The 24,735-nt window shown below is 35.8% G+C and carries 21 protein-coding genes; 12 read left to right on the top strand and 9 right to left on the bottom strand.

The genetic code is table 11. The features are described from left to right. Positions 1–17 precede the first annotated feature (17 nt). Positions 18–2,108, top strand: a complete 2,091-nt coding sequence (locus tag A8143_RS15000; RefSeq protein WP_070138479.1) for an amino acid carrier protein — start codon at positions 18–20, stop codon at positions 2,106–2,108. Between the two features lie 106 nt (positions 2,109–2,214). Here the strand turns inward: A8143_RS15000 and A8143_RS14995 are convergent, their stop codons facing one another. The 9 genes from A8143_RS14995 to A8143_RS14955 form a co-directional block, all read right to left on the bottom strand. Next, positions 2,215–2,922 carry an SAM-dependent methyltransferase gene (locus A8143_RS14995; RefSeq protein WP_070138478.1) on the bottom strand — a complete coding sequence of 236 codons (708 nt, stop codon included), beginning with the start codon at positions 2,920–2,922 and terminating at the stop codon, positions 2,215–2,217. Further along, entirely contained in the window at positions 2,915–3,373 is a 459-nt protein-coding gene (locus tag A8143_RS14990; protein ID WP_070138477.1) for a low molecular weight protein-tyrosine-phosphatase, read from the bottom strand. The genes A8143_RS14995 and A8143_RS14990 overlap by 8 nt, the downstream gene beginning before the upstream one ends. A gap of 112 nt (positions 3,374–3,485) precedes the next feature. Further along, positions 3,486–4,340, bottom strand: a complete 855-nt coding sequence (gene prmC, locus A8143_RS14985) for a peptide chain release factor N(5)-glutamine methyltransferase (RefSeq protein WP_070138476.1) — start codon at positions 4,338–4,340, stop codon at positions 3,486–3,488. Beyond that, positions 4,340–6,430, bottom strand: a complete 2,091-nt coding sequence (locus tag A8143_RS14980) for an OmpA family protein (RefSeq protein ID WP_083261413.1) — start codon at positions 6,428–6,430, stop codon at positions 4,340–4,342. The genes prmC and A8143_RS14980 overlap by 1 nt, the downstream gene beginning before the upstream one ends. Before the next feature lie 123 nt (positions 6,431–6,553). Further along, entirely contained in the window at positions 6,554–7,159 is a 606-nt protein-coding gene (locus tag A8143_RS14975) for an outer membrane beta-barrel protein (RefSeq protein WP_070138474.1), read from the bottom strand. 15 nt (positions 7,160–7,174) lie between these two features. Further along, entirely contained in the window at positions 7,175–7,828 is a 654-nt protein-coding gene (locus A8143_RS14970; protein WP_070138473.1) for an HD domain-containing protein, read from the bottom strand. Positions 7,829–8,303: 475 nt separating this feature from the next. Then, entirely contained in the window at positions 8,304–8,858 is a 555-nt protein-coding gene (locus A8143_RS14965; RefSeq protein WP_070138472.1) for an REP-associated tyrosine transposase, read from the bottom strand. Positions 8,859–9,356: 498 nt separating this feature from the next. After that, the gene (locus A8143_RS14960) at positions 9,357–10,436 is read right to left on the bottom strand and encodes a cytochrome-c peroxidase (RefSeq protein WP_083261412.1); all 1,080 of its coding nucleotides are present in this window, start codon (positions 10,434–10,436) and stop codon (positions 9,357–9,359) included. Continuing rightward, positions 10,420–11,340, bottom strand: coding sequence for a T9SS type A sorting domain-containing protein (locus tag A8143_RS14955; protein WP_070138471.1), 921 nt, complete (start codon positions 11,338–11,340; stop codon positions 10,420–10,422). The genes A8143_RS14960 and A8143_RS14955 overlap by 17 nt, the downstream gene beginning before the upstream one ends. A gap of 244 nt (positions 11,341–11,584) precedes the next feature. Between A8143_RS14955 and A8143_RS14950 the strand changes: the two genes are divergently transcribed. The 11 genes from A8143_RS14950 (at position 11,585) to A8143_RS14900 (ending at position 24,688) form a co-directional block, all read left to right on the top strand. After that, on the top strand, positions 11,585–12,772 hold the full coding sequence (locus A8143_RS14950; protein WP_217494819.1) for a class I SAM-dependent rRNA methyltransferase: 1,188 nt from the start codon (positions 11,585–11,587) through the stop codon (positions 12,770–12,772). A gap of 1 nt (position 12,773) precedes the next feature. Beyond that, positions 12,774–14,123, top strand: a complete 1,350-nt coding sequence (locus tag A8143_RS14945) for an MATE family efflux transporter (protein WP_070138469.1) — start codon at positions 12,774–12,776, stop codon at positions 14,121–14,123. Beyond that, on the top strand, positions 14,113–15,069 hold the full coding sequence (gene fmt, locus A8143_RS14940) for a methionyl-tRNA formyltransferase (protein WP_070138468.1): 957 nt from the start codon (positions 14,113–14,115) through the stop codon (positions 15,067–15,069). Before A8143_RS14945 ends, fmt begins: the two co-directional genes overlap by 11 nt. Before the next feature lie 277 nt (positions 15,070–15,346). Beyond that, positions 15,347–16,030, top strand: a complete 684-nt coding sequence (locus A8143_RS14935) for a TetR/AcrR family transcriptional regulator (RefSeq protein WP_070138467.1) — start codon at positions 15,347–15,349, stop codon at positions 16,028–16,030. Position 16,031: 1 nt separating this feature from the next. Next, complete coding sequence (locus tag A8143_RS14930) at positions 16,032–17,738, top strand: peptidase domain-containing ABC transporter (RefSeq protein WP_070138466.1); 1,707 nt, start codon at positions 16,032–16,034, stop codon at positions 17,736–17,738. Position 17,739: 1 nt separating this feature from the next. After that, entirely contained in the window at positions 17,740–19,089 is a 1,350-nt protein-coding gene (locus A8143_RS14925; RefSeq protein ID WP_070138465.1) for an HlyD family secretion protein, read from the top strand. A 2-nt stretch (positions 19,090–19,091) separates the two neighbouring features. After that, positions 19,092–20,498 (top strand): TolC family protein, encoded by a 1,407-nt coding sequence (locus A8143_RS14920; RefSeq protein ID WP_070138464.1) that lies wholly within the window; start codon positions 19,092–19,094, stop codon positions 20,496–20,498. A 150-nt stretch (positions 20,499–20,648) separates the two neighbouring features. Beyond that, on the top strand, positions 20,649–22,070 hold the full coding sequence (locus tag A8143_RS14915; RefSeq protein ID WP_070138463.1) for an exo-alpha-sialidase: 1,422 nt from the start codon (positions 20,649–20,651) through the stop codon (positions 22,068–22,070). Positions 22,071–22,123: 53 nt separating this feature from the next. Beyond that, on the top strand, positions 22,124–22,453 hold the full coding sequence (locus tag A8143_RS14910) for a DMT family transporter (protein ID WP_070138462.1): 330 nt from the start codon (positions 22,124–22,126) through the stop codon (positions 22,451–22,453). 186 nt (positions 22,454–22,639) lie between these two features. Then, the gene (locus A8143_RS14905; protein ID WP_083261411.1) at positions 22,640–23,674 is read left to right on the top strand and encodes an AlbA family DNA-binding domain-containing protein; all 1,035 of its coding nucleotides are present in this window, start codon (positions 22,640–22,642) and stop codon (positions 23,672–23,674) included. 441 nt (positions 23,675–24,115) lie between these two features. Then, positions 24,116–24,688, top strand: coding sequence for a Crp/Fnr family transcriptional regulator (locus tag A8143_RS14900; RefSeq protein ID WP_070138461.1), 573 nt, complete (start codon positions 24,116–24,118; stop codon positions 24,686–24,688). The last annotated feature ends 47 nt before the right edge of the window (positions 24,689–24,735 follow it).

Genomic DNA, 24,735 nt, shown 5'->3' with positions numbered 1-24,735 from the left:
AAAAAATCAAAAAAATTATGAGAAAACTACTACTCTCGTTCTGCACTACAGCTCTAATTATCAACACACCTACCATTGCTCAAGATGATAACGATGAACTCGACATTGAAGTAGAGGTCACCAATCCATCACGTGAAATTAATGACGGAATAATCGAAATTAAAGTCAGTGGTGGAAAAGCCCCCTATACTTACAAATGGACAGATCAAAACACCTCCCTTAAATCAAATAAAGCAGTAAACTTGGTGGAAGGAATTTCCTATGATGTCATTATTACAGATGCCAATCAAGTATCAGTTTCCCGCTCATACGAAGTAAAAACAAAATCAATTGCTGAAGATTTTAATGGACTTTTTAAACCCGCGGTTGATTTTATTGGAAATGTACTTTTCTGGGACCCCTTCGCTTCCATTGGCTTGTATGACCCTGTAATTTATGCCGATGCTAAACAAATTCCTGCTCCTCACTGGACAGCCACAACCGAACAAACCTTTGTACTGGCGCAAAAAATAATAAAAGATGGTAAACATGTCAAAAAAGGAGACCCCATTGCCGTCATTCTCATTGACAATAAGGAAGAAATTACAGTGAAGGCCAATGCGACAGGAATATTAAACTACCGTCTCGCTGAAGGCGAAATGATTTTTAACCCCAATAATGAAGAGCACTTAATAGAACAAGGTGCTCATTTTTTTGCAGATATAACTTACGATGAACCTGTTCCTTTGAGACATCCTAATGGCGACATCCAAAAAAAATCAATTCCATTTATTGTGATTTGGCTAATTATAGGAGCTATATTCTTTACATTTCGAATGGGATTCATCAATTTTAGAGGATTTAAACACGCCATTCAGCTCGTATCTGGAAAGTATAACGAACCCGATGCTCCCGGTCAAGTCACCCATTTTCAAGCCTTAGCCACAGCCGTTTCCGCAACTGTAGGGTTGGGAAATATAGCAGGAGTTGCCGTAGCCGTATCTCTAGGTGGAGCTGGAGCAACATTTTGGATGATTTTAGCTGGATTTTTGGGGATGTCTACCAAATTTGTTGAATGTACGCTAGGAGTAAAATACCGCCATATTAATAAAGAAGGAAAAATCTTTGGTGGTCCAATGAATTATTTAAGATATGGCTTAGAAAAAAGAAATAAAAAAGGACTCGGACGATTTTTAGCGGGCTTTTTTGCCGTACTCTGTATAGGTGCCTCTTTTGGTGGCGGAAATATGTTCCAATCCAATCAGGCATTTGTTATTATGGCTGATCAATTTTCTGCTTTAAAAGGTCATGGTTTTGTTTTTGGAATTGCAATCGCAGTGCTTGTTGGAATTGTAATTATTGGAGGGATACAAAGTATTGCCAAAGTGACCGGGAAAATTGTCCCGATTATGGCGGCCATTTATATTCTGGCGGCCCTAATTATTATTGGAATGAATTTTGAAAATATTGGACCTGCTTTTACAGCAATTTATGAAGGAGCCTTTTCACCAAGTGCCTTAAAAGGAGGATTTATTGGAGTATTAATTGTTGGATTTCAACGCGCCTCATTTTCAAACGAGGCCGGCGTGGGTTCTGCTGCCATTGCGCATAGTACAACAAAAACTAATCATCCTGCTTCCGAAGGTTTTGTTGCCCTCTTAGAACCTTTTATCGATACGGTTGTCGTATGCACCTTAACGGCATTGGTTATTATCTTTACAGGAATGCATGAAGTTTCAGGTGTTTCAGGTGTGAATTTGACATCAGGGGCTTTTGGAACGGTTATATCATGGTTCCCAATTGTTTTGGCAATTGCTGTTTTTCTATTTGCCTTTTCTACCATGATTTCTTGGTCTTATTATGGAATGCGGGCTTGGACTTATTTATTTGGTAAAAGTAAACGATCAGAACTACTATATAAAATTAATTTTTTAGTATTTGTTGTGGTCGGAGCATCAGTAAGTCTAGGTTCAGTACTACAATTTTCTGATATGATGATTCTTGCCATGTCGTTCCCAAATATCATTGGATTGTACATACTATCTGGTGAGGTAAGATCGGACCTTAAAGTCTATCTCAAAAAATTGCGTAAAGGTGAATTGTACAAAATTTCTAACAGTAAAACTTAACAAGTAGGCTAAATCAATAAATTTGAATAAAGTGGAAGGATTTTACACAGTCCCTTCCATTTTATTTAAACAAAAGAACTAATATTCGCTACTTCGATTTTAAATACTAGTTGCCAAGTACAAAAACACAAGGCGTTTTATCAAAAGAAAATGGATGCTTCTTCCACTCTCCTATTCGCTTTGTTTTAATTTGCTCTTTTTCACCTGTAATATCGTATGCAACCGTTAGCTTTAAATTCTCATGGCAAGTATTCAGTAAATCTTGAAACATGGCTGAGTTACGATAGGGAGTTTCGATGAATAATTGGGCAAATCCTGTTTTAACAACAGCTGTCGTTAAGTCTTTTATCTTTTGAGTGCGGTCATTATCTTTTTTAGGTAAATAACCATGAAATGTAAACCCCTGCCCATTCATGCCGCTACCCGCAAGTGCTAAAAGAATTGAACTTGGACCAATAAGGGGAACAATTTTGACCGCATTTTCATGGGCTAATGCAATAAACTCAGAACCTGGATCAGCTACTCCCGGATAACCTGCTTCTGACAAAATACCAACGTCATTACCCTTTTTTAAAGCTTCAATTGCTTCTCTTCTAAAAGCATATTCATCGTGTTTGTTCAACTCATAAAAAACAGAGTCGTCAATTGGAAAGGTTCGATCCATCTTTCGAAGAAATTGTCGTGCAGTTTTAATTTTCTCCACGACGAAAAAACGCAATTCTTTTACAATTTCGTGGTTATAATTTGGTAAAACCTGATCGAGCGTGTTTTCGCTTATTGGTATGGGAATAATGTATAATTTACCTTTAGCCATTGGTTCGAGATAAAAACGATTCTATTGCTTCTTCTAATAAATCAATTACATGTTGAAATCCTTGGTCACCTCCATAATAGGGGTCTGGAACTTCGCTATTTGCACCTGGCGCTGTTTCATTCAACATTAGCCGTACTTTTTCTTCATCATTAGAATTTCTAGCTAACTTTAAAATATTATTATAGTTGGATTGATCCATGGCAAAAATTAAATCGAACTGATCAAAGTCCTCTACAGTAAATTGACGTGCCCTTAAATCCGAAATGTCATATCCGTTCTTTTTTGCAGTCAAAATCATTCTTGAGTCTGGAGGATTTCCGACATGATATGCAGCTGTTCCAGCCGAATCCGTCCTAATATCAAGATGCTGTTCGGCTACTTTTGCTCTTAAAATTCCTTCTGCAATTGGAGAACGACAGATATTCCCTAAACAAACCATCAATACTTTCATAACTTTAATTTATCCCACAAATATAGAATTTCTATACACCTTGTACTTATTCAATACTTGGCATTTTATTTTTTGCTTCTTATGTATTAGGCAGATTGAGATTGCTCTACGATTAAAGATTTGCGCTAATCATTCGATCTTTTCCTTGCAAATCTTTATGGATGTTAACATTAGAATATCCTTTACTTTCCAGCATTAATTTTGTTTCACGTCCAAAATTTTCGTGTATTTCAAAGTATAATTTCCCGTCTTTATTTAATTTAATTTGTCCAATATCTGCAATTCGCTCATAAAATAGCAAAGGGGAATTATCGTCTACAAACAACGCCAAATGAGGCTCGTAGTTCAAAACATTATCTGACATGTTTTTTTTGTCTGATTCCAGCACATACGGTGGATTACTGACGATAATATCAAAATTTCCTGAAACATCTAAGTTGTCTATCAAGATGTTTTTATTGATAAAATTTACTTTAACGGAATTTATTTCAGCAGTTTCACTTGCTAATAAGATGGCTTCGTGCGAAATATCCAAACCTGTAATTTCCCAGTCTGAACGTTCTTTTTTTAAAGCTATTGGAATGCAACCACTACCCGTTCCAATATCTAATAGCGTTTTTTTAGGACCATTTTCCTTTAAAATCAAGTCGACTAATTCTTCAGTTTCTGGTCGTGGTATTAATGTATGTTGATTTACTAAAATTTTAGCGTTATAAAAATAAGTGCTTCCAAGAATATATTGAATCGGTTCCTTGTTTTTTAAACGCTTTACAATTGAACGAATGGTTAATAATTCAGATTCACTCAACCTATAATCACTCCATTTAAAATCCATTCTTGTGATGGCAAATCGATCCTCAACCATCCAATAAAATAAATTCTCCAATTCCCTTTCCACATAAATCCCATTCAGCTCATTCATAAAATAAGGGTAAATGGCCTGAATTTTATTTGAAGCTACAAACATTAATAGGCAGTGATTAAGAAATCGGTTCTTCTGTTTTTCGCACGATTTTCTGCAGAATTATTCGGAACTTTTGGCTTAGACTCTCCAAAACCTTCTGATTTTAAGCGATTAGAACTAATACCTCTGGAAGCAATATATTCCATTGCACCTCTAGCACGATTGGCACTTAATGTTTTATTTGTAGCGTCATTGCCGACATCATCAGTATGTCCTTGAATGGTTACCTCAACAGTTGGGTTCTCTTCCAAAAACTTTGCAAATTGATCCAATATAAATTTTGCATCACTTGAGAGTTCATATGAATCGGTAGCATATAATATATCATCAATAGTAAACGCTTTCCCAACTTCTATCGTATCAATCTCCATAGCAATTTCCTCTTCATATACCGCTGTTTCATCTGCTAAATCCTCTGCTTTATAAAGCTTTGTATCGAAAGAATGACCTTTTTTCTTTATAGTTACCATGACATCTTCAGGTTTTTCTTCATCCACATTTACAATGGCCGCAAACTTACCATCATCCCCATTTACTTTTATCTCAACATTCTCTTTAGAATCTTTATATGAAACTTCAACAACAGCATCATTTATAGGTTCTCCAGCCTCATCTTTAACTACACCAGAAATAAACTTTACTTTTTGTGGACGAGCTTCTTCATATAGTTCGAAATAAAAAATATCAAATCCCTTAGAATTTGCATTTCTAGAAGCAAAATAAGCCAGATGACCATCCGTAGAAACAACCATCCCCACTTCATTGCCAGAGGTATTTATCGGATAACCTATATTTTTAGGCTCATCCCACGATCCATCTTCCTTCATTCGACTATAGAACATATCAGATCCACCAGCACCCGGTCTATCTGGCGTACAATCAGATACAAAATACATCGTTTCACTGTCTTGATGAATAAAAGGACCTTTATCATGACCAGCTGAATTGATTGGCCCAGGAACAGGATTTGCCCTTCCCCACGAACCATCTTTTTGCCGTTTACTGAAGTATATATCTGTTAATTGAGATCCCTCTCTCCATGAAGCAAAATATAATGTATTCCCGTCTGGGGATAAGGTAGGCTGCGCTTCCCATCCATCCGGAGTATTAATATTTGGCCCTAGGTTTTCCAAAGGAGTCCAAGTAAAGTCATAGCCTCCCTCTCCACTTCTTTCAAAAGTAGTTCTGTATAAATCACAATTAATCTTTTGTGGTGGTGGAACGGATTCACATGCACAAATGAACATTTCTTTATTATCCAAGGACAAAGAAACTCCGCCATAATTCAAAAACTCCCCAGTATTAAAAGGGTTTCGTAAAGCCTCTCCTTTGTTAAAAGGCGAATTTACATCTTTACGTTCACTCATGGTAAATTTCTCTTCAACCAATTCTACCACACCACCGGGATTATCCGATTTACCTCTTCGGGTATAAAATATCAATTGGTTATCAGGAGATATAATTGGCAGATATTCATCTTTATCCGAACTTACATTTGCAACATTCTTAGGGTCAAATGGAACCTCATTTTTATAAAACTCTTCAAAAAATGCCATTTCAGGAAGTATTTGCTCTACATCGGCTTTATTTTTTGAATAAGTATCGCTGTATTTATCTGGGTCCTTAGATGAAAAATCAACAAAAGACTGAAAATAACCGGCGGCTTGCGCCTTATCTCCTAATAAATAATAGATATAACCAAGTTTATAATAAGCATCAGAATGGAAATCTGAACAGTTTTCAATGACTTTTTTATAGGCTGTTGCTGCACCTTTATAAGCAGTTTCAAGTTGATTAAAATTAGCTCTACCCTCATCAAACTGTTTTTGTAAAGCATCCGCTTTTCCAAAGTTATACACGGCATATGCATAATAAACGTAAGCATTATCAGGCGCAAGCTTTACAGACTCTGCAAAGGCCATTGATCGCGTTCGGTCATCATTTTTTCCACTCTCCGCCTCTTTCAAAAGTTTAACCACTTTTTTATCTTCAGGCATCATGCACCTTTCATCTTCTTCTTCTTGTGCAAATAATGTGGGTTGAACTAACAACGGTAATACGATTAAAGTCAGTAGTTTTTTCTTCAAATTCATTCTAATTTCTTTACGGTAATTTGTCTTGCACTTTGAAAGACAACAATTATACCATCATTACGGGATAATTTATATTACTTAAAATAGAGGGATTGGTTACAGGTTTACGATGATTTTATGCTGTTAAAAATAATATCGAAACAATAAATCCAATGAAACTAAGTGCGAGCTGATATTTTCATAGGGTTGGTAGGATGATTTCCAAATATCTAATAGTTGATAACGCCCTAAAATTCCAATTTCAAGTAAGCCAAAGTCTTTTTCCATTAAATTATTTATTCCCACCGATAGATAAGGTTGAATTCGATTGGAAACACCGGTAAGGTTTGTTCCTAAGGCAGCGTTTAAATCAGCAACTCGCAAATTATACGCAACACCTCCTCCTAGTAGACCATAATATTGTCCACTCATGTGTATATTGAAAAGGACAGGCACATCAATTGCGCTAACCCTGAAACTTGATATTAACAGTCCATCAAAATAAGAATCAAATGCTGCAAAATCATAATTCACACCTGTATTTAACGCCGTAAATTCTGAAACCCAAACTTTAACCGGCAATCCAACATTAAACCCGTAACCTGTGTTATTATTTCTTAAACCTGTCCCTTTTTGTTTTGACATGTTTACCTTAAAACCGGGTGATACATTTAAACCGACCTTAACTCCTTCTTGACCGTAAGACCCGATGGAAATAATAAGTACAGCGATATAAAAAATCTTTCTCATTATAAATTGTTTCGTTTATTTCTCCCCTTCCCATTCCGCATAAAACTGATGGAGAAACTCTTCCATATATTTATGCCGATCTTCCGCTAACTTTCTACCTGTTGCGGTGTTCATACCGTCTTTTAAAAGTAATAATTTTTCGTAAAAATGGTTGATTGTATGGGATCGATTTTTGCGATATTCTTCGGCATTCTTGAAAGTCATAGGTTCAATTTCTGGATTATAAATTTGCGAACCAAACTTACCTCCAAAAGCGAATGTCCTTGCAATTCCTATCGCACCAATTGCGTCCAATCGATCGGCGTCTTGAACAATAAGTCCTTCTTTTAATTTCATCTTATTAGCTCCTACTCCACCTTTAAACGAACTATTGAGTACAATATGAACAACTTGATCAATTATATTTTGTTCAACTCCCAAATTAGCGAGTAAACTAACCGTTCGTTTTTTCGCTACTTCATCTGCATCCTCTACAAATTTATGATCTGCAATATCATGCATTAAAGCGGCTAGTTCGACAATAAAACTATCCGCGTTTTCATCCTTATTAATAAGTTTAGCATTCTTCCAAACACGTTCTATGTGGAACCAGTCATGCCCTGTTGACTCATGCGCAAATTCCTCTTTGAAATGGTTTGCAACAGCTTGAATAATTTCTTGTTTTTGCATGATTACAAAAGTAGGGAAAGAAAGGCGATAATTGCTTTTTGTTGATTTGATTTATACGATTTTTGAAAATAGTATCGCAAAGAAGGACGATCATGCATTTTAGCTCCTGGTTTTAATGGTATCGCAAGCAGGGACGCTTGCGCCTATTAGCACCTAGTATTAGTGGTATCGCAACCGGGGACGCTTGCGCCTTTTGGCTCCTGGTTTTAATGGTATCGCAAGCGGGGACGCTTGCGCCTTTTGGCTCCTGGTGTTAATGGTATCGCAACCGGGGACGCTTGCGCCTTTTGGCTCCTGGTGTTAATGGTATCGCAAGCGGGGACGCTTGCGCTGACTGTTTTAAATTACAGATCCGAAGAAAATTTAGACGCAAGAATCTTAGATCGCGATAACCAGAGGATTTAAACTTCTTGTACTCTGTGAAGGTAGGCGCAAGCGTCCCCGCTTGTGACTACCGAATTTAACCTAACTTGAATTAATAACTGTCCATCATATCTATTTCCATCACAATTTGTTTTTCAGCATAATTCCGAGCACTACTGTAAATATAATCCTCAGGGAATCGACACAATCCCGCAACCACTGGATTCTTATGTATGTAATTTACCTTTTGTCGAACAAATTTTTTGCTATATACTTCTATTGGATGACTTTCATGTTGCCAAACTTGATAATTTTTGATATTACTTTTAAATCTACCAGCCTTCTTAAACATACCTATAATTAAGTCTTTTCTGTTGTCATTCGGATTTCCTTTAACCACCTCTATCAGTTGTTTAGCCGTGTAACCTTTAAAATCTCGCATCAAATTGGATGGCTCACCTGTTTTTGAACCGAATACCATATGAACATGATTCGGCATAAAACAATAAGCATAAAGCTCCATTCCTTTGTGTTTACGCAGATAATTAACACAATCAATCAAGACATTAAAATACACCTCTTGAGTAAAAAGATTGTACCAATTTACAATAGCGAAACTTACAAAATATGCACCATCAGGATTATGAAATTTGTACTTCGTTGACATTTGGGTTTATTTGTAAGTTAATAATTCTATAGGAAATAGAAAAGATTTAAAATAAAATATAGTTGGACTTTATTGCTCTGAGATGTATAGCGGTAGGTATTGGCCGTTGATCAGTGTAGTAAGCTTGGCAAATCTTCAAAAATTACTTTCTGAGTGGTATCACAAACGGGGATGCTTGCGCCTATTAGTACCTAGTATTAGTGGTATCGCAAGCAAGAACGATCGGGCATTTTGGTTCCTTGTTTTAATGGTATCGCTACCGGGGACGCTTGCGCCTATTAGTACCTAGTATTAGTGGTATCGCAAGCGGGGACGCTTGCGCATTTTGGTTCCTTGTTTTAATGGTATCGCTACCGGGGACGCTTGCGCCTTTTAGTACCTAGTATTAGTGGTATCGCAAGCAAGAACGATCGCGCATTTTGGTTCCTTGTTTTAATGGTATCGCTACCGGGGACGCTTGCGCTGACTATTTTAATTAGATGAGTAATTTTGAAGTTGTTAATCCAATGGAAATGGATTCGAATATTTTGGGTCAATTATAAAGCTTGAATCGGACAAGGTTGCCAAAAACATCAAAATTTTATCTTTTTCTTCTTCCGTTAAGCGAATGCCACCTTGATGTGCAAAGGCCATTTTATTATCAATTGAAAAGGAAGGTTGGATTCCACTGCTATAAAAATCTAAAACCTCTCGAAGCGTTTGAAATCGACCGTCGTGCATATACGGAGCAGTGAAGGCAAGATTTCTTAAACTCGGAATTTTGAAAACCCCAGCGTCTTCGTGTTTACCAGAACTTTCCATTCGGCCGATGTCTTTAAAGCTATTGGGATAACTTGCTGTGTCCAGTCCATTATTTGCAAATCTTCCAGTAGTTCCTAATCCATTACCATCCGTTACATGACAGTGCAAACAATTCCCTTTTACCTGGTTATTCATCAAACCAAAACCTTCATATTCATCCGTCGTTAAATATGATTCCCCTCTAAGAACCTGATCAAATTTAGAATTTGCTGAAATCATTGTTCGCTCAAATTGTGCAATTGCATTTGCGATTTTTACGCTATCAATTTCAAACGAACCGAATGCCTCATAAAAATATGTGGGATAAAAGCTGCTTCTTCTAATTCGTTTTTCAGCTTCTTCCCAAGTTAAATCCATTTCTTTAACATCCCTTACTGGATGAAAAACCTGCGTTTCAATTGCATTTGCACGTCCATCCCAAAAAAAACCTTCATACCATGCCAAATTGAATAAAGGCATAGTATTACGCCGCATTAATTCGCCGTCCAAACCCTTATCGAATTGCTCAGTACTAGCAAAAGCATTCTCCTGAAGGTGGCAAGACACACATGAAAAAGTACTATCTCGAGACAGAATAGGGTCATAAAAAAGCAATCTACCTAGGGCAACTCCTTGTTCCGTTACCAAGTTATCTTCTGAAATTGGCATTTCTGTAAAGTAATCTATTTTCTCAAATTGATAAACTGTTATTTTATCCTCTTCTAAAGCAAACGAGAGACCAAAGTACAGCGCTAGAAATAAAAGGAGAAATACAGTAAAATTAGTTACGTGGTTCACGAATTATTTTAAAAGTTTCTGTCTGCATATTCGTTCTTATCTTCAAAATATATACTCCATCGGGCAGATCCCTTAAGTCAATCTCAAATTTAGTCGGACTTAATCCATACTCACGTATAATTTTCCCATTAATATCCATAAGTTGCATTTCTTCAATTACATGATATGCTGTTGTTTTTCGTGCTTGAATATTAACCACGCCGTAAGTAGGGTTTGGAAAAATTTCGAGATAATTATCTTGTTCATTTTCATTTATTGTGTGAAACCAAGTAATATGCGCACTTAAATTATCAATCATCCAACCATCATGACCTTCATTTTCAACAGTATCCGATTCAAGGGTATACCGCAAGCGAAACGTATCAGTAGAAGACATCCATGACAAATCAAAACACAGCCAAATATCTTCCCAAGTATCATTGGTTCCTTGAAATCCGACTATTCCACTATCTGTAGTGTCAACATCATCAGCGCCATACCCGTAAAAACTATATACATAAGGACTACCGAATACGCTTTCCCACTCTTCTCCGTCACCAGAATATTCGATATAACCAATATCATTTATTGAATCGATATCGATTTTCTGGGTCCATTGCATCGCATAAATTCCGTAGATTTCGATTTCTTCAGTCAATTCGATTTCAAAATTAAATCTAGAAATAGCATTGTCAGTGTAGGGATTGATTGTATCCGTAACTAATACATTTGGTGGAGAAAACGGACTGTCAAATAGTTCTTTGGTCGGTGGTCCAATCTGCCAATTATTTTCTGCAGCTGTATCCAATTCAATAAAAATAGAACAACAAGCCAAAGTATCCGCACCATCAAAGTCCTGATTAACATCTTGTCCCCAGGTTACTCCAGTACAGAAAGCAAGGTAAATAAGTAAGTTTCGTTTCATAAGCTTCTTTTTAATCGTGATAACGAAAGTTCCATAAAAACGGTTGAAACATTTGATTTAAATTATCAAAATTTCAATCATTTATACCGTTCTTTGGTTAAAACCATAAATCATAAGGATGCTGGAAGAATTTATCTACAACTTGCAATTCCATTCGTAGCTAACCCAAATTTGGTCCTATAAAAATTAGCACTTTGCATATTCAAGGACTAATCGTATTTTTGCACGACTAAAATCAAGTATTGTGGAAATTGTAAAAATTAGGCTAAAACCCGGAAAAGATAAATCAATTGCTAGAAAACATCCTTGGGTTTTCTCTGGCGCAATAAAAGAAATTGAAGGTGATGTCCATGAAGGTGATTTTGTGGAAATAATCGCCAATAAAGGACGACACCTCGGTTACGGTCATTTCCAAAACGGCAGTATAATGGTTCGGGTGCTTCTCTTTGCAGATGAAGAACTAAGTGATAATCTTTACGAAGACCGTATTCGTTCAGCATATAATTTAAGGCAAGCACTTGGTTTAACAAACAACAAACAAACTAATATATTCCGCTTAATACATGCTGAAGGGGATTTTTTACCCGGTCTTATCATCGATCATTATAACGGCCATATCGTAATTCAATGTCATAGTATTGGAATGTACCTTGATGTAGAAAAAATCAAATCTGCTCTATTGACTGTGATTGGCGATGATGTAAAATCGATCTATCTAAAATGTTCTGGAACATTGCCAAAAACATATGAAGATTATACGGGCGATCGATTCCTACACAATGAGGTAGAAACTCCTCAAATTGCGTTGGAATACGATAATAAATTTGCCATCAATTGGGTAACCGGTCAAAAAACAGGTTTTTTTATCGATCAACGTGAAAACAGAAGGCTCCTTGGACAATATGCGAAAGGCAAAAAGGTGTTAAATACTTTCTGCTATTCTGGCGGATTCTCAATCTTTGCCTTAAACGCTGGCGCCAAACTCGTACACTCACTTGATGCCTCTCAAAAAGCTATCGACCTCACCGATGAAAATGTTGCTTTGGGTGATTTTGATCAATCAAAACACAAATCAATCGTTGATGATGCAATGGATTTTATAAAGGATTTACCAGAAGATTATGACATTATTATCCTAGATCCACCGGCTTTCGCTAAACATCGCTCTGCTAAACATAATGCCGTTCAAGGTTATAAGAGATTGAACGCTCATGCGATTCGTCAAATTAAACCGGGTGGAATTATTTTCACCTTTAGTTGCTCACAGGTGGTGGACAAGCAACTTTTTACAAATACGGTAATTGCCGCCTCAATTGCTGCCGAACGTAAAGTAAGAATTCTTGAGCAATTGCATCAACCCGCTGACCATCCAATTAGTTCTACTCATCCTGAAGGTGAATACTTAAAGGGCCTAGTAATACAGGTAGAATAAAATGAAAGAGTTTACATATCGAAAGATTTTCTTGCTTGCCGCTCCATTAATGGTCGGAACATTTGTTCAATCAATCGTTACATTTACAGATGCTATTTTTGTAAGTAATCTTGGAGAAATAAACATTGGAGCTTTTGGAAATGGAAGCCTTCTTTACGTCGCTCTTTTCATGTTCTCTCGAGGACTGGCTGATGGAACCCAAATTATAATTGCTCGTTTAAATGGTGAGGAAAATTATTCAGCAATTGGTAAAGCTTTTATCAATGCTCAAGTTTACCACATCTTCATTAGTTTGATTCTCTTCAGTTTTCTGCAATTATTTGCGCATAAAATTACTGCTAGTATTTCAGAATCTCCGGCAGTAGCATCGGCCATGAACGACTTTTTAAGTATTCGTGGATTCGGACTCTTTTTTGCTGCTCAACACATGGCACTTGTCGGATTTTTCATGGGACTGGGAAAAACGCGGGTAATCCTCTACTCCGTTTTGTTAATTGCTACAAGCAATATATTTTTAGATAATGTTTTAATTAATGGAAATGAGCTGATTGCTCCTATGGGATTAAAAGGTGCTCCCTTAGCTTCAACAATTTCTGAGGCTTTAGGCTTTATCTACCTATTCATCTACCTACTTATCAAACCATCTCTAAAAAAATTCAACTATAATTTTGACCGAACTAAAATTCGACTGAAAGAATACTTACACGTACTCAAATTAAGTTTCCCTCTCATGCTACAGGGCGTATTTTCACTCAGCACTTGGTTGGTATTTTTCACCTTAGTCGAGCATATGGGTACTTCAGCTCTTGAAACAGCACACAATATCCGATACATGTACTTCCTTGCTTTTGTTCCTATTTTTGGATTTGCAGCCTCTACTAAAACCATTGTCAGTACACTTGTTGGTCAAGGTAACCAACTGGATATACCTAAAGTTCAAAGTCGCATTATTCTACTCATTTTAATCTTTATGGTAACCATCTTTCACGGGGCCATTTTATACCCTGAAACCCTAATTCGACTAATTGATCAAAATCCATCTATTGCTCCGCAAGTAATGGCCGATTCAACATTTATCCTACAGTTTATCAGCGGTTCAATTATAATTTACGCAATTACTGTTGTCTTTTTTAATTCAATCTCTGGTGTTGGTAAAACGCAAATCTCGTTTTTTATTGAAGTCATTGCCATTATTTTGTATTTGACTGGCTGTTACTTTTTCTTCATTCATTGGAACTGGAACATTCGCCAAGTTTGGTGGGTAGAATACATCTATTTTGGTTCCATGGGAATTTGTAGTTTTGCTTATTTTAAATTTTATCACAATAAATATCATATAAATGCCACATAAAATCGTATTCATGGGAACGCCGGATTTCGCGGTTGAATCTCTAAAACAAATTTTAGAATCGGGAATTGAAGTGGCAGCAGTTGTCACATCTCCAGATCGTCCAGCAGGCCGTGGTCAACAGGTTAAAATGTCCGCCGTTAAAACCTTTGCTCAAGAACAAAACCTTCGCGTCTTACAACCGGAAAAACTTAAATCTGACGAATTTATAAATGAGCTTAAAACCCTTAATGCCGACTTGTTTGTTGTTGTCGCTTTCCGCATGTTACCAGAAATTGTTTGGGATATGCCGCCGAAAGGAACCATTAACCTTCACGGCTCTCTTTTACCGCAGTATCGTGGTGCTGCTCCTATCAATTGGGCTGTTATTAATGGCGACCAACAAACTGGAGCAACCACTTTTTTTATAGAAAAGGAAATTGATACCGGTAAAATAATTGATAAAGTTACATTACCTATTTCTGAGGAAGATACCGCTGGTTCAATACATGACCGACTTATGGTAAAAGGTGCTGAACTATTGACAAAAACGGTTAATAATATTTTCGAGGGCAAGGTTGAGGCCATAGCGCAAGATCAACTGAATTTAGATACACCACTCAAGCATGCCCCTAAGATCTTTAAAGCAGACTGCAAAATTAATTGGTCTCACAGCACAAAAACAATCCATAATAAAATCCGTGGCCTCTCTCCTTATCCAACCGCATGGACTGAAATTATTGACAATAAAGGCAAAAAAAAGTCGCTAAAAATCTTTAATACGCGCTATAAAATTGATGAGCAAAATAACACCGGTAAAATTTTAGAAAACGAAAACGGGGTGTTTTTTGGTACAAACAATGGATGGATCCAGCTATTGGAACTACAACTCGAAGGCAAAAAAAGAATGTCAATCGATCAGTTTACTGCTGGTTTCAATTTTAAAGAAGCAGAACTGGTTCTACAATAATTATTTTGGGCGTTCCCCCAAAATCAAAGAATTGATTTTGAGGTCAGGCTTTTCGCACTCGCTTCCGTCCGTCTCAGACGGAAGGAGAGCTCAAACAATTGCTACAATCCTTAACGCGAATATCCCCCCCTATTCAGATTGTTAATAATTGCTAAATCCTTGATTCAAAAGTGTTATTGCAAAAAATAACATTTATTAACGAACATTTAACTTGATCACTTTGTTAGATGATAGTAATACTATTATTTTTGCAAGTGATAAAATCATCAGATTTATAATGAAGGATTTACAAGTTAATATTCGTATTGAAGTCAACGAAAAAGTATACATTAAAAACCCAGAAACCAGTGAATTAGGACGAAAAATAATAACTGGAGGAATTGATTTAATTGCTGAATTAGGATTTGAAAAGTTTACTTTTAAAAAATTGGCAGAACAAATCAACTCAACTGAAGCTTCAATTTACCGTTATTTTGAGAGCAAACATTTATTTTTAGTCTACATTACCTTTTGGTACTGGGGGTGGCTAGAGTATAAACTAGTTTTTGGAATAATGAATATTAAATCTGCAGAAGAGCGATTATTAAAAGCCATTAAAATACTGACTGAGCAAGTACGTGAAGACGCCAAATTTGCGCACATCAACGAAATAAAATTGTACCAGATTGTCATTTCTGAATCATTAAAACTATTCTTCAACAAAAATGTTGAATCGGATAATGTAGAAGGGTTTTTCTCGCCATATAAAAACATTCTAAAAAGAGTAAGCGCAATAATAATGGAAATAAATCCCAACTACACATACCCAAATATGCTTGTTAACACCTGTATTGAAGGAGCCAAAAGGCAACGTTTTTTCGCAAACCACTTACCTTCATTAACAGACCAAAATCATTCAGATAACGACCATATCGTCAACTTTTATCAAGAATTAATTAAAAACCAACTTGAGTTAAAATAAAATGGAAGAATTTAGTCAAACAAAACCCATTCGTCGATTTTGGTTACTGATCAAGCCCGATAAAAAAGACATTAGAAGCGTTTACTTATATTCCATTGTAAACGGTTTAGTCAACTTATCACTTCCTGTTGGAATTCAAGCAATAATTAACCTCATTCAAGGAGGACAAGTAAATACCTCCTGGATAATTTTAGTCATTTTTGTATTGCTAGGTTTCGTGCTAAACGGCGTCTTATCAATAAGTCAAATGCGCATCGTAGAAAACCTGCAACAAAAAATATTCACACGGGCAGCATTTGAATTTGCTTTCCGTATTCCACGTATAAAACTAGAAGCACTTTATCACCATTATGCGCCTGAATTGATGAATCGTTTTTTCGACATTATATCAGTGCAAAAAGGACTATCAAAAATGTTAATGGATTTTACGACTGGTGCTGTTCAAGTCGTTTTTGGATTAATTCTCCTCTCTTTCTATCATCCATTTTTTATCATTTTTAGTTTTATTCTTGTGATTTTGGTCGTGGCAATCTTCCGAATTACAGCACGAAGAGGAATGATAACCAGCTTACAAGAATCCAAGAACAAATACAAGGTTGCCCATTGGTTAGAAGAATTAGCGCGAAACAATGTAACATTTAAATTGGCCGGAGAAACTGATTTACCACTTTCAAAAACAGATACGGAAGTTGGCAACTATATCAAGTATCGCGAAAATCATTTTAAAGTTTTGGTTCAACAATTCTCCTTATTAGTGGGTTTTAAAGTTGTTGTTGCAGCAGGTCTGCTAATTATGGGCAGTATCCTTGTTATGGAACAACAAATGAATATTGGACAGTTTGTTGCGGCAGAAATTATTATTATCATGGTACTAAATGCTGTAGAAAAACTCATACTTAGTTTAGAAACCATCTACGACGTACTGACTTCCCTTGAAAAAATAGCGCAAGTTACTGATTTAGAATTAGAGTCAAATGAAGGTGAAAAAATATCTAACCATTGCGAAAATCACGGAATGGCAGTTGAACTGCATGGAATAACCTTTGGGTATCCGAGTGGTCCAAAGCGAATTCTAGATCAAATCAACCTAAAACTTGACCCTGGAGAAAAATTACTGATTACAGGCGAAAACAATACTGGTAAATCGACTTTACTTCACCTACTAGCGGGTGTATACCAACCCTCTGAAGGTTATATAACTTACAATGGGTTTGCACAGGGAAATCTTGAAGTTCAAAATTTGAGATCAGTCATCGGGGATTGCTTGATGGAAGAAAAAGTGTTTGAAGGAACTGTCATGGAAAACATAGCAATGGGCAGAAAAAACGCAACGGTAGAAAATGTGCGATGGGCGGTCGATCGTCTTGGTTTGAATGACTTTATAAAATCCTTGCCAAGAGGCTACAATAGCATAATTGCTCCAGAGGGCCAACGATTATCACAGGGGATTTTAGATAAAATTTTACTCGCAAGAAGTATCGCCGATAAACCTAAATTATTATTAATAAAAGACGCCTTTAAATCCATCAGGTTTAAAGAGAAGAAAATGATCATAGATTTTATTCTTTCCGGGGAACAAAATTGGACAGTGGTGGTCATTTCATCAGATCGCTACCTCGCTGAGCGTATCAACAACATAGTCTTCCTCGAAAATGGTAAAATTTCAGATAAAGGAAACTACGAATCGCTTAAAGATAAACTGATATAATATGTTGAATATCTCTAAAAATAGAATCAATAAGTATGTCAATCGGGAAAATTACCCGACCTTAAAAAAGGTAGAGAATCAAAGTGCAAACAATGTTTTTCTTCGAATCATTGGTGGGGCACTCATTCTACTAATTATAATTCTTATACTTCCATGGACTCAAAATATAAGGTCCATTGGTAATGTCACTACCTTGAAGCCTGAACACCGCCCGCAAACGATTCATTCAATCATACCAGGTAGAATTGAAAAATGGTTCGTTCAAGAAGGTGATTTCGTAAAAAAAGGTGATACAATCGCATTTATTACTGAGGTAAAAGATGCGTATTTTGATCCAAATCTACTCGACCGAACTGCCAACCAAAAACAGTTCAAAGAGCAAAGTGTAGCGAGTTATAACGCTAAGATTGAAGCAGTAGAAAGTCAGATCAATATGTTATCTAACCAACGAAAATTAAAGTTAGAACAAACTAGAATTAAACTGAGTCAAGCAGCATTAAAGGTGAAAAACGACAGTACATCCTTAATCGCATTCGATAATGCCTACAATACTGCTAAAGAACAATATGATCGAGCAAAAGAGCTTTATGAACAAGGATTGAAATCGTTGACTGATATTGAGAATAGAAACGTTAAAATGCAAGACAGCTTTGCAAAAAAAGTAGCCGCGGAAAATAAATTTTTAGCAAGTAAACAAGAGTATATTGCTGCAAAAATTGAACTCTCAAATATCCAATTAAAATTTGATGCCGATTTAGCTAAACTCAATAGTGATAAATATTCCTCCGAATCGGCAAAATTTGACACCGAAATAGCTGTGAATAAACTTGAAAATCAAGTTACCAATTATGCGGTAAGAAGATCTTATCAATACATACTAGCCCCGCAAGATTGTTTTATTACAAAACTTATTGCTAATGGTATTGGTGAAGTTTTAAAAGAAGGAGCTCCACTATTATCCATTATGCCAGCAACTTATGAACTTGCCGCTGAAATTTATATTGATCCAATTGATTTACCCTTGGTACATATAGGTGAGTCTGTTCGAATTCAATTTGATGGTTGGCCTGCTATCGTGTTTTCTGGTTGGCCCAATGCTAGCTCAGGAACTTATGGAGGATTAATTTATGGTATCGATCAATACCTCTCGCCGAATGGAAAATATCGAATACTTATTCGGCAAGATCCTAACGACGAACCCTGGCCAAATGCCCTAAGATTTGGTGGTGGAGCAAATGCAATGTTATTATTAGATGACGTTCCTATTTACTATGAATTATGGCGAAAAATTAACGGCTTCCCTCCTAATTATTATAAATCGGATATGGATAAAACCGCTGCAAAAAAGTAACAATGAGAACAGCTGCTATATTAATACTATTGTTGTCCTTTGTTGCCAATTCTGGTCGCTCACAATTGGATTCTACCCAAATATTGAGTTTTGATGCTTTTATTGCGCAAGTATTAAACCATCACCCAATCACAGTTCAAGCCGAAAATGCTGCTAAAATTGGAGAGGCATATGTTCAAAAAGCACGAGGTGGTTTTGATCCAAAAATAAATGGAGGTGCAGATCAAAAATATTTTAAAGACAAAAACTACTATTCTTTATTGCATGCTGGACTTAAAATCCCAACTTGGTATGGAGTTGCTGTTCAAGGTGGATATGATTTAAATTCAGGAGATTACCTAAACCCTGAAAGAAACACACCCAATAATGGTTTATTTTATGCCGGACTTTCGGTTGACCTAGGGCGAGGTATGCTAATGAATCAACGAAAAGCTGCTTTTGATAAAGCTAAAATTTACCAACAAAGCTCGGTACAATCTAGGCGAATCATCCTCAATAATTTGTATTATGATGCTGCAAGTGCGTACTGGGAATGGTTTAAAGCTTCTGCCAAACTTGAAATATACGAAAAAGCTGTTGTCAATGCTGAAGAACGTTACAAGAGTGTTGTCCAAAATGTGATTCTAGGAACAGATCCTGCAATTGATACCGTTGAAGCCAGAACACAGTTGCAAAGTCGTTATTTTAGCTATCTAGATTCGCGACTTGATTACCTAAACGCTAGCGCTTTATTGGAAATTTATTTATGGGAAAATGGTCAAATTCCACTCGAATTGGATAGTAGCATGACTCCTCCTTCGCTTACTGACCTATCTCCTATTCCAGTTGAAACCAACATCTACCTACGACTAGATTCATTGTTAAATTATCACCCAGATTTATTGAAAACCCAATACGCTTATGAACAACAGCGGATTGACTTAAAACTAAGTCGTGAAAATATTAAACCAATCATCAGTTTAAAATACAATGCACTTGCCCAGCCAGCAAACGAAGAGGTTGATTTTTATTATAGTTTGAATAATTATAAATGGGGAGCAAATGTTGAAATTCCCATTTTTCTGCGAAAAGAAAGAGGTCAACTAAAAATTGATCGTTTAGAACTCGAAAACTTGCAAAATGAAATGGTTTTCAAATCTGAATCAATTCAGTTTAAAGTTCAATCGACAATCAATGCATGGCAAATCACCAATGAACAGGCGAGTTTATGGCAGGGAGCAACGAATGACTTTTCAACACTTTATCAAAGCGAAAAGACTTTATTTGAAGTTGGTGAAAGTTCTTTATTTATGGTGAATAGCCGTGAAAAATCATTGATTGATGCACGGTTAAAATTAGTTGAAACGCTCATAAAAAATCAAAAAGCAGCTTTGAAAACCAAATATGCTTTGGGTATTACACTCGAATAATTTGCTATTTGCTTTCCCAATCAGTTTCTTCCAATTGAAGTAAAAAAATGACACATAGTTTAAGTAGTTTATTCCTCTAGCTAAAAATTCATAATCATTTAATAATACAGGGGGAACTCCATTTTTTACACATAAATTTAGTTTTATCCCATGAAAAAAATGTTGGTCCTTTTCGCCTTGATTCTCTTCAATAATTCACCCGTCTTCACACAAATACACAAGACCATAGAAAACGGCAGTGTTGTGGAATTAGAAATGGTTCAGACACCGGAAAACACGTTGCTAACTACAGTTATGGAACGGGATACCATTAGTTTTAAGGACCGTGTCTTTCTATATCGAAGCGTCGATTTAGGTAATTCTTGGACACAAATAGATTATGGAATGAATCATAGCTTAAATGCTGTTGATCCTGTAATAACAGTTGATGAAGATGGAAAAATATACCTGCTTTTTATGCGTATCTATACTAGCCCAGAGTTACGCGTTGAATTGGAAATGTATCGATCAGAAGATGACGGACAAACTTGGGCAACAACAACCTCTCCGCAATCTGGCAGTGGAATAGCCGATTATCCACAAATCATCTCAACTAAAGCCAATGAAATCTTAGTGAGCTACACCTTTTTCCCTATTTTGAGTGAATTAGAATCAAAAATTGTTTTTAAAAAATCGACTAATGCTGGCTTGTCGTGGGAATCTGAACAGATTTGGGAAATACCGTCCCAAGCAACCGTTGGAGCAGATTTAATTAACGCTACTCAAGATTCTGTTTTCCTGACTTTTGGAGACACTAAAAACAATACAATTTTCTACAGTACAACAACAGACGCAGGCTTAACTTGGTCGGATTTACAAAATATAAGCAATCCTTCCGCAAACGATTCATTCAACATAACAAAACCATATTTCCCCTCATCAAGTGATTTTATTGGCTTGATAAGCCATAAACCGCACCAAAAAAACACTCCGATAAATCTACATTATTCAATCAACAATGGGCTAAGTTACGATTCTAAAATGATTGATTCTGGCGCCTACGCTTCATGTTATATGGACAATGAGAACGTTCTACATTTAATTTATCAAAAACAAGTGGACACAGCTTTTCAAATTCTCTATATTGCTTCTGCTAACGGCGGAATTTCCTTTAGCGCTCCTGAACTAATTTACACTGGCCCATTTACTCGAACAATGGATGGTGAATACCAAGCTTTTTTTAAAGGAAATGATGATCGTTTTTATTTGAGTTTCTGCGACTGGTCTGATCAGTCTAAAGCTAAAATACTCGTTTATTCGAATGACCAAATTAACATTAATGAAGAAAGCATTCTTGATGAGACATTTAAACTTGTGCATCATGAACAAATGATTGAATTAACAGTTGAAAATGCCGTTAATGTTCGATCGATTTCAGTATTTAACATGCATGGACAAAGAATCAAACAAATTCGTATAAATTCTTTCGAAAGTAATTATACCATTCCAATAAGCGACTTAGCGCAGGGTGTATTCTTGGTCAGTATTGAAACCGAAAATAAAATCCAAACACTAAAATTTATTCGGCCATAAATCTTTTGGTACGATGACCTCAATTATCAAGATTAACGGTATCTTTGAGTATTATGAATTGGGTTATTTTAATACTCGCGGGGTTGTTTGAAGTTGCTTTTGCATTTTGTTTAGGTAAAGCAAAAGAAGGAAACGAAGGAACCGCTTTATATTGGTATTTTGGATTTTTAATGACGCTCGCAATTAGCATGATCCTTCTGGTTAAAGCCACCCAAACACTACCAATAGGAACGGCCTACGCCGTATGGACAGGAATTGGCGCAATTGGTACTGTACTTGTTGGAATTTTGTATTTTAAAGAACCTGCAACATTTTGGCGAATCTTTTTTTTAATGACATTAATCGGCTCAGTAATTGGTCTTAAATATGTTTCCAGTGAGTAAGACCATCCATTAAAAATCGTTTAAACTACTGCTATTTCTGCCATCCCGTTAATTCTTCTCAATCCATAATTACGTTTTAAATTATTGTCGTTCGTATAGCAAGTCTTTCATTTTTTGAGAGATAGATTTAAAACTCGTATTAAATACCTCGTATAAAACTACTATATTTGAGCCCGTAGCCAATTTATGAATGAAATGTTGACTAAAAACAAGTTTTTAGAAATTGTTGAAAGTCCTAAGTCTTCCGTCTTACATTTTAAAAAAGATGTTTATGACTTTGTGAATGATCGCCATTTTGTGAACACTGCGAAAATGGTAAAGGACATTATAAGTCTTGCGAACACAATTCGTAATGAAACAGCTTACATCATATACGGAGTCGCAGAAAAAACTGAAACTAGTTTAAAGCTTATTGGCATAGAAAATGAGGTTACAAACGAGTTACTACAAGAAAAGATAAAAAACAAAGTTTTCCCACGGCCCGTTTTTAGTTACCACGAAATTGAATTTAATAATCTACGATTTGGTGTTTTAGAATTGCCCGTTCACAAATATGAGGCACCTCTTACTTCTCGAATTCATTTAAAAGGACTTGCGCGTGCAAAAGTTTATTATAGAAGTGGAAAAAATAAAGTAAAGGCTTGTGGCAGTGATGTCATCAGAATTAATGAATGGTTGAAATCACTCCCAGGATCAGTAAATGAAACGCTCAGTGACAAAGTAAATGAAATCATTCTTCGCCTTACTAAAAATGAAGAAAAACTCTCTATAATTCTTACAGATTTGTTGGAGCTATCGAAAAAGTATTTACTTCGAGATATTGGAGAATTTTGTACGTCACAAATTCTTGGAGTCAAAGAAAACATGGCCGAAAAACATAAATATCGTGTTCAAAAAGTCATAGTTTCTGCTTCTCGCAATGAAATGTCCTTTGTACAATATGATAAAATCATCAAGTCAATTAATAACCAAGAGCAGATTAACGTGAAGGATTTTGAGGAACGATATTTACTCATTAATCATTCAATTATAACAGTTGAGCACCTGATTGAACAATTCAATAATCGTAAAAACAAACTCTATGAATTAATTCAACTGAACAGTCAGTATAATATTCAAGAGGATTCTGAGGAACTAAACATATTCGTTTTTGAATCAAATATTGATTCACTTTACCGAAATATTCAACAAAAAACGATTGACTTATTAATGAAGATATAATCCAATGATTATCGCATTATACCGCTTCTAAAACAGCTCATCAGCATTATAGAGTTGGTTGCTTAAAACCAATGTATATTCGACTAAGTTAAGAGTCTGATCATTTATATTCGGTCCTACCTATGTTTTGAAAATCTCTTTCAAAAACAAATTCTCAAATACTTCAGTACACGCTATTATACATTGTAGCGATGCTATAACGGTTAACAAAAAGTCAGTTGTTTAACGCTGTATTTTAACGCTAAATCTTGAAAGTCTTACACGTATAATCTTTGTGTTAGTTAGTGAATGAGCTGTTCCATTGTTGTTTTTCGTAATTGATTCAATAGTATTGATTCGTTAACTTGGCAAAATCTGTGTATATAAATTCGTTAATTTGATGGGGCATTAATCGTTTTCTTAAAAGGATTCTTAAGTTTGATAATTTTATTTCGACTAAAAATGAATGATCTGGAACAGTATATAAAGTTGTACTTTGGAATTAAAGAAGATTCAATGCAGCTTGTCACTCAATATTTCTATGAGGAAACTATAGAAAAAGGAAAATCGATTTTAAAACCAGGGCAATTCTGTAATAAAATGAGTTTTGTTCGTGATGGATTTATCCGGATTTTCTTGGAACGAAATGACCGTGAAACAACGCAATGGATTTCAAGCAAAGGTTATTTTATAACCGACCTCTCAAGTTTTATGTTTGATACACGAGCACAATGGAACATGGAGTCACTCACATCATGTCAACTGTATTCAATAGACAAAAAAAATTACGCAAAACTTATTGATCAATTACCTGACTGGCATGAAATCGAAAAAAAGTTCATTGCGGGATGTTTTTTAACGCTAGAAAACAGAGTTTTTAATCATTTATCTTTAAGTGCTGAAGAACGTTACAATCAATTTTTTAACGAGAATAAGGAAATGTTTAATCAAGTACCCCTTCATTATATTGCATCAATGTTGGGTATGACTCCTGAAACATTAAGCAGAATAAGAAAAAAACAAAACTTGATTTAAATCAAGTCAACCTATTCGAAAAGAGGGAATCTTTGTAGAAAAAGAAT

It is taken from the genome of Crocinitomix algicola (assembly GCF_001661595.2).
Taxonomy (GTDB): domain Bacteria; phylum Bacteroidota; class Bacteroidia; order Flavobacteriales_D; family Crocinitomicaceae; genus Crocinitomix; species Crocinitomix algicola.
The sequence above is the reverse complement of the archived record's forward strand: the minus strand, read 5'-3'. Positions and strand labels throughout refer to the sequence as shown.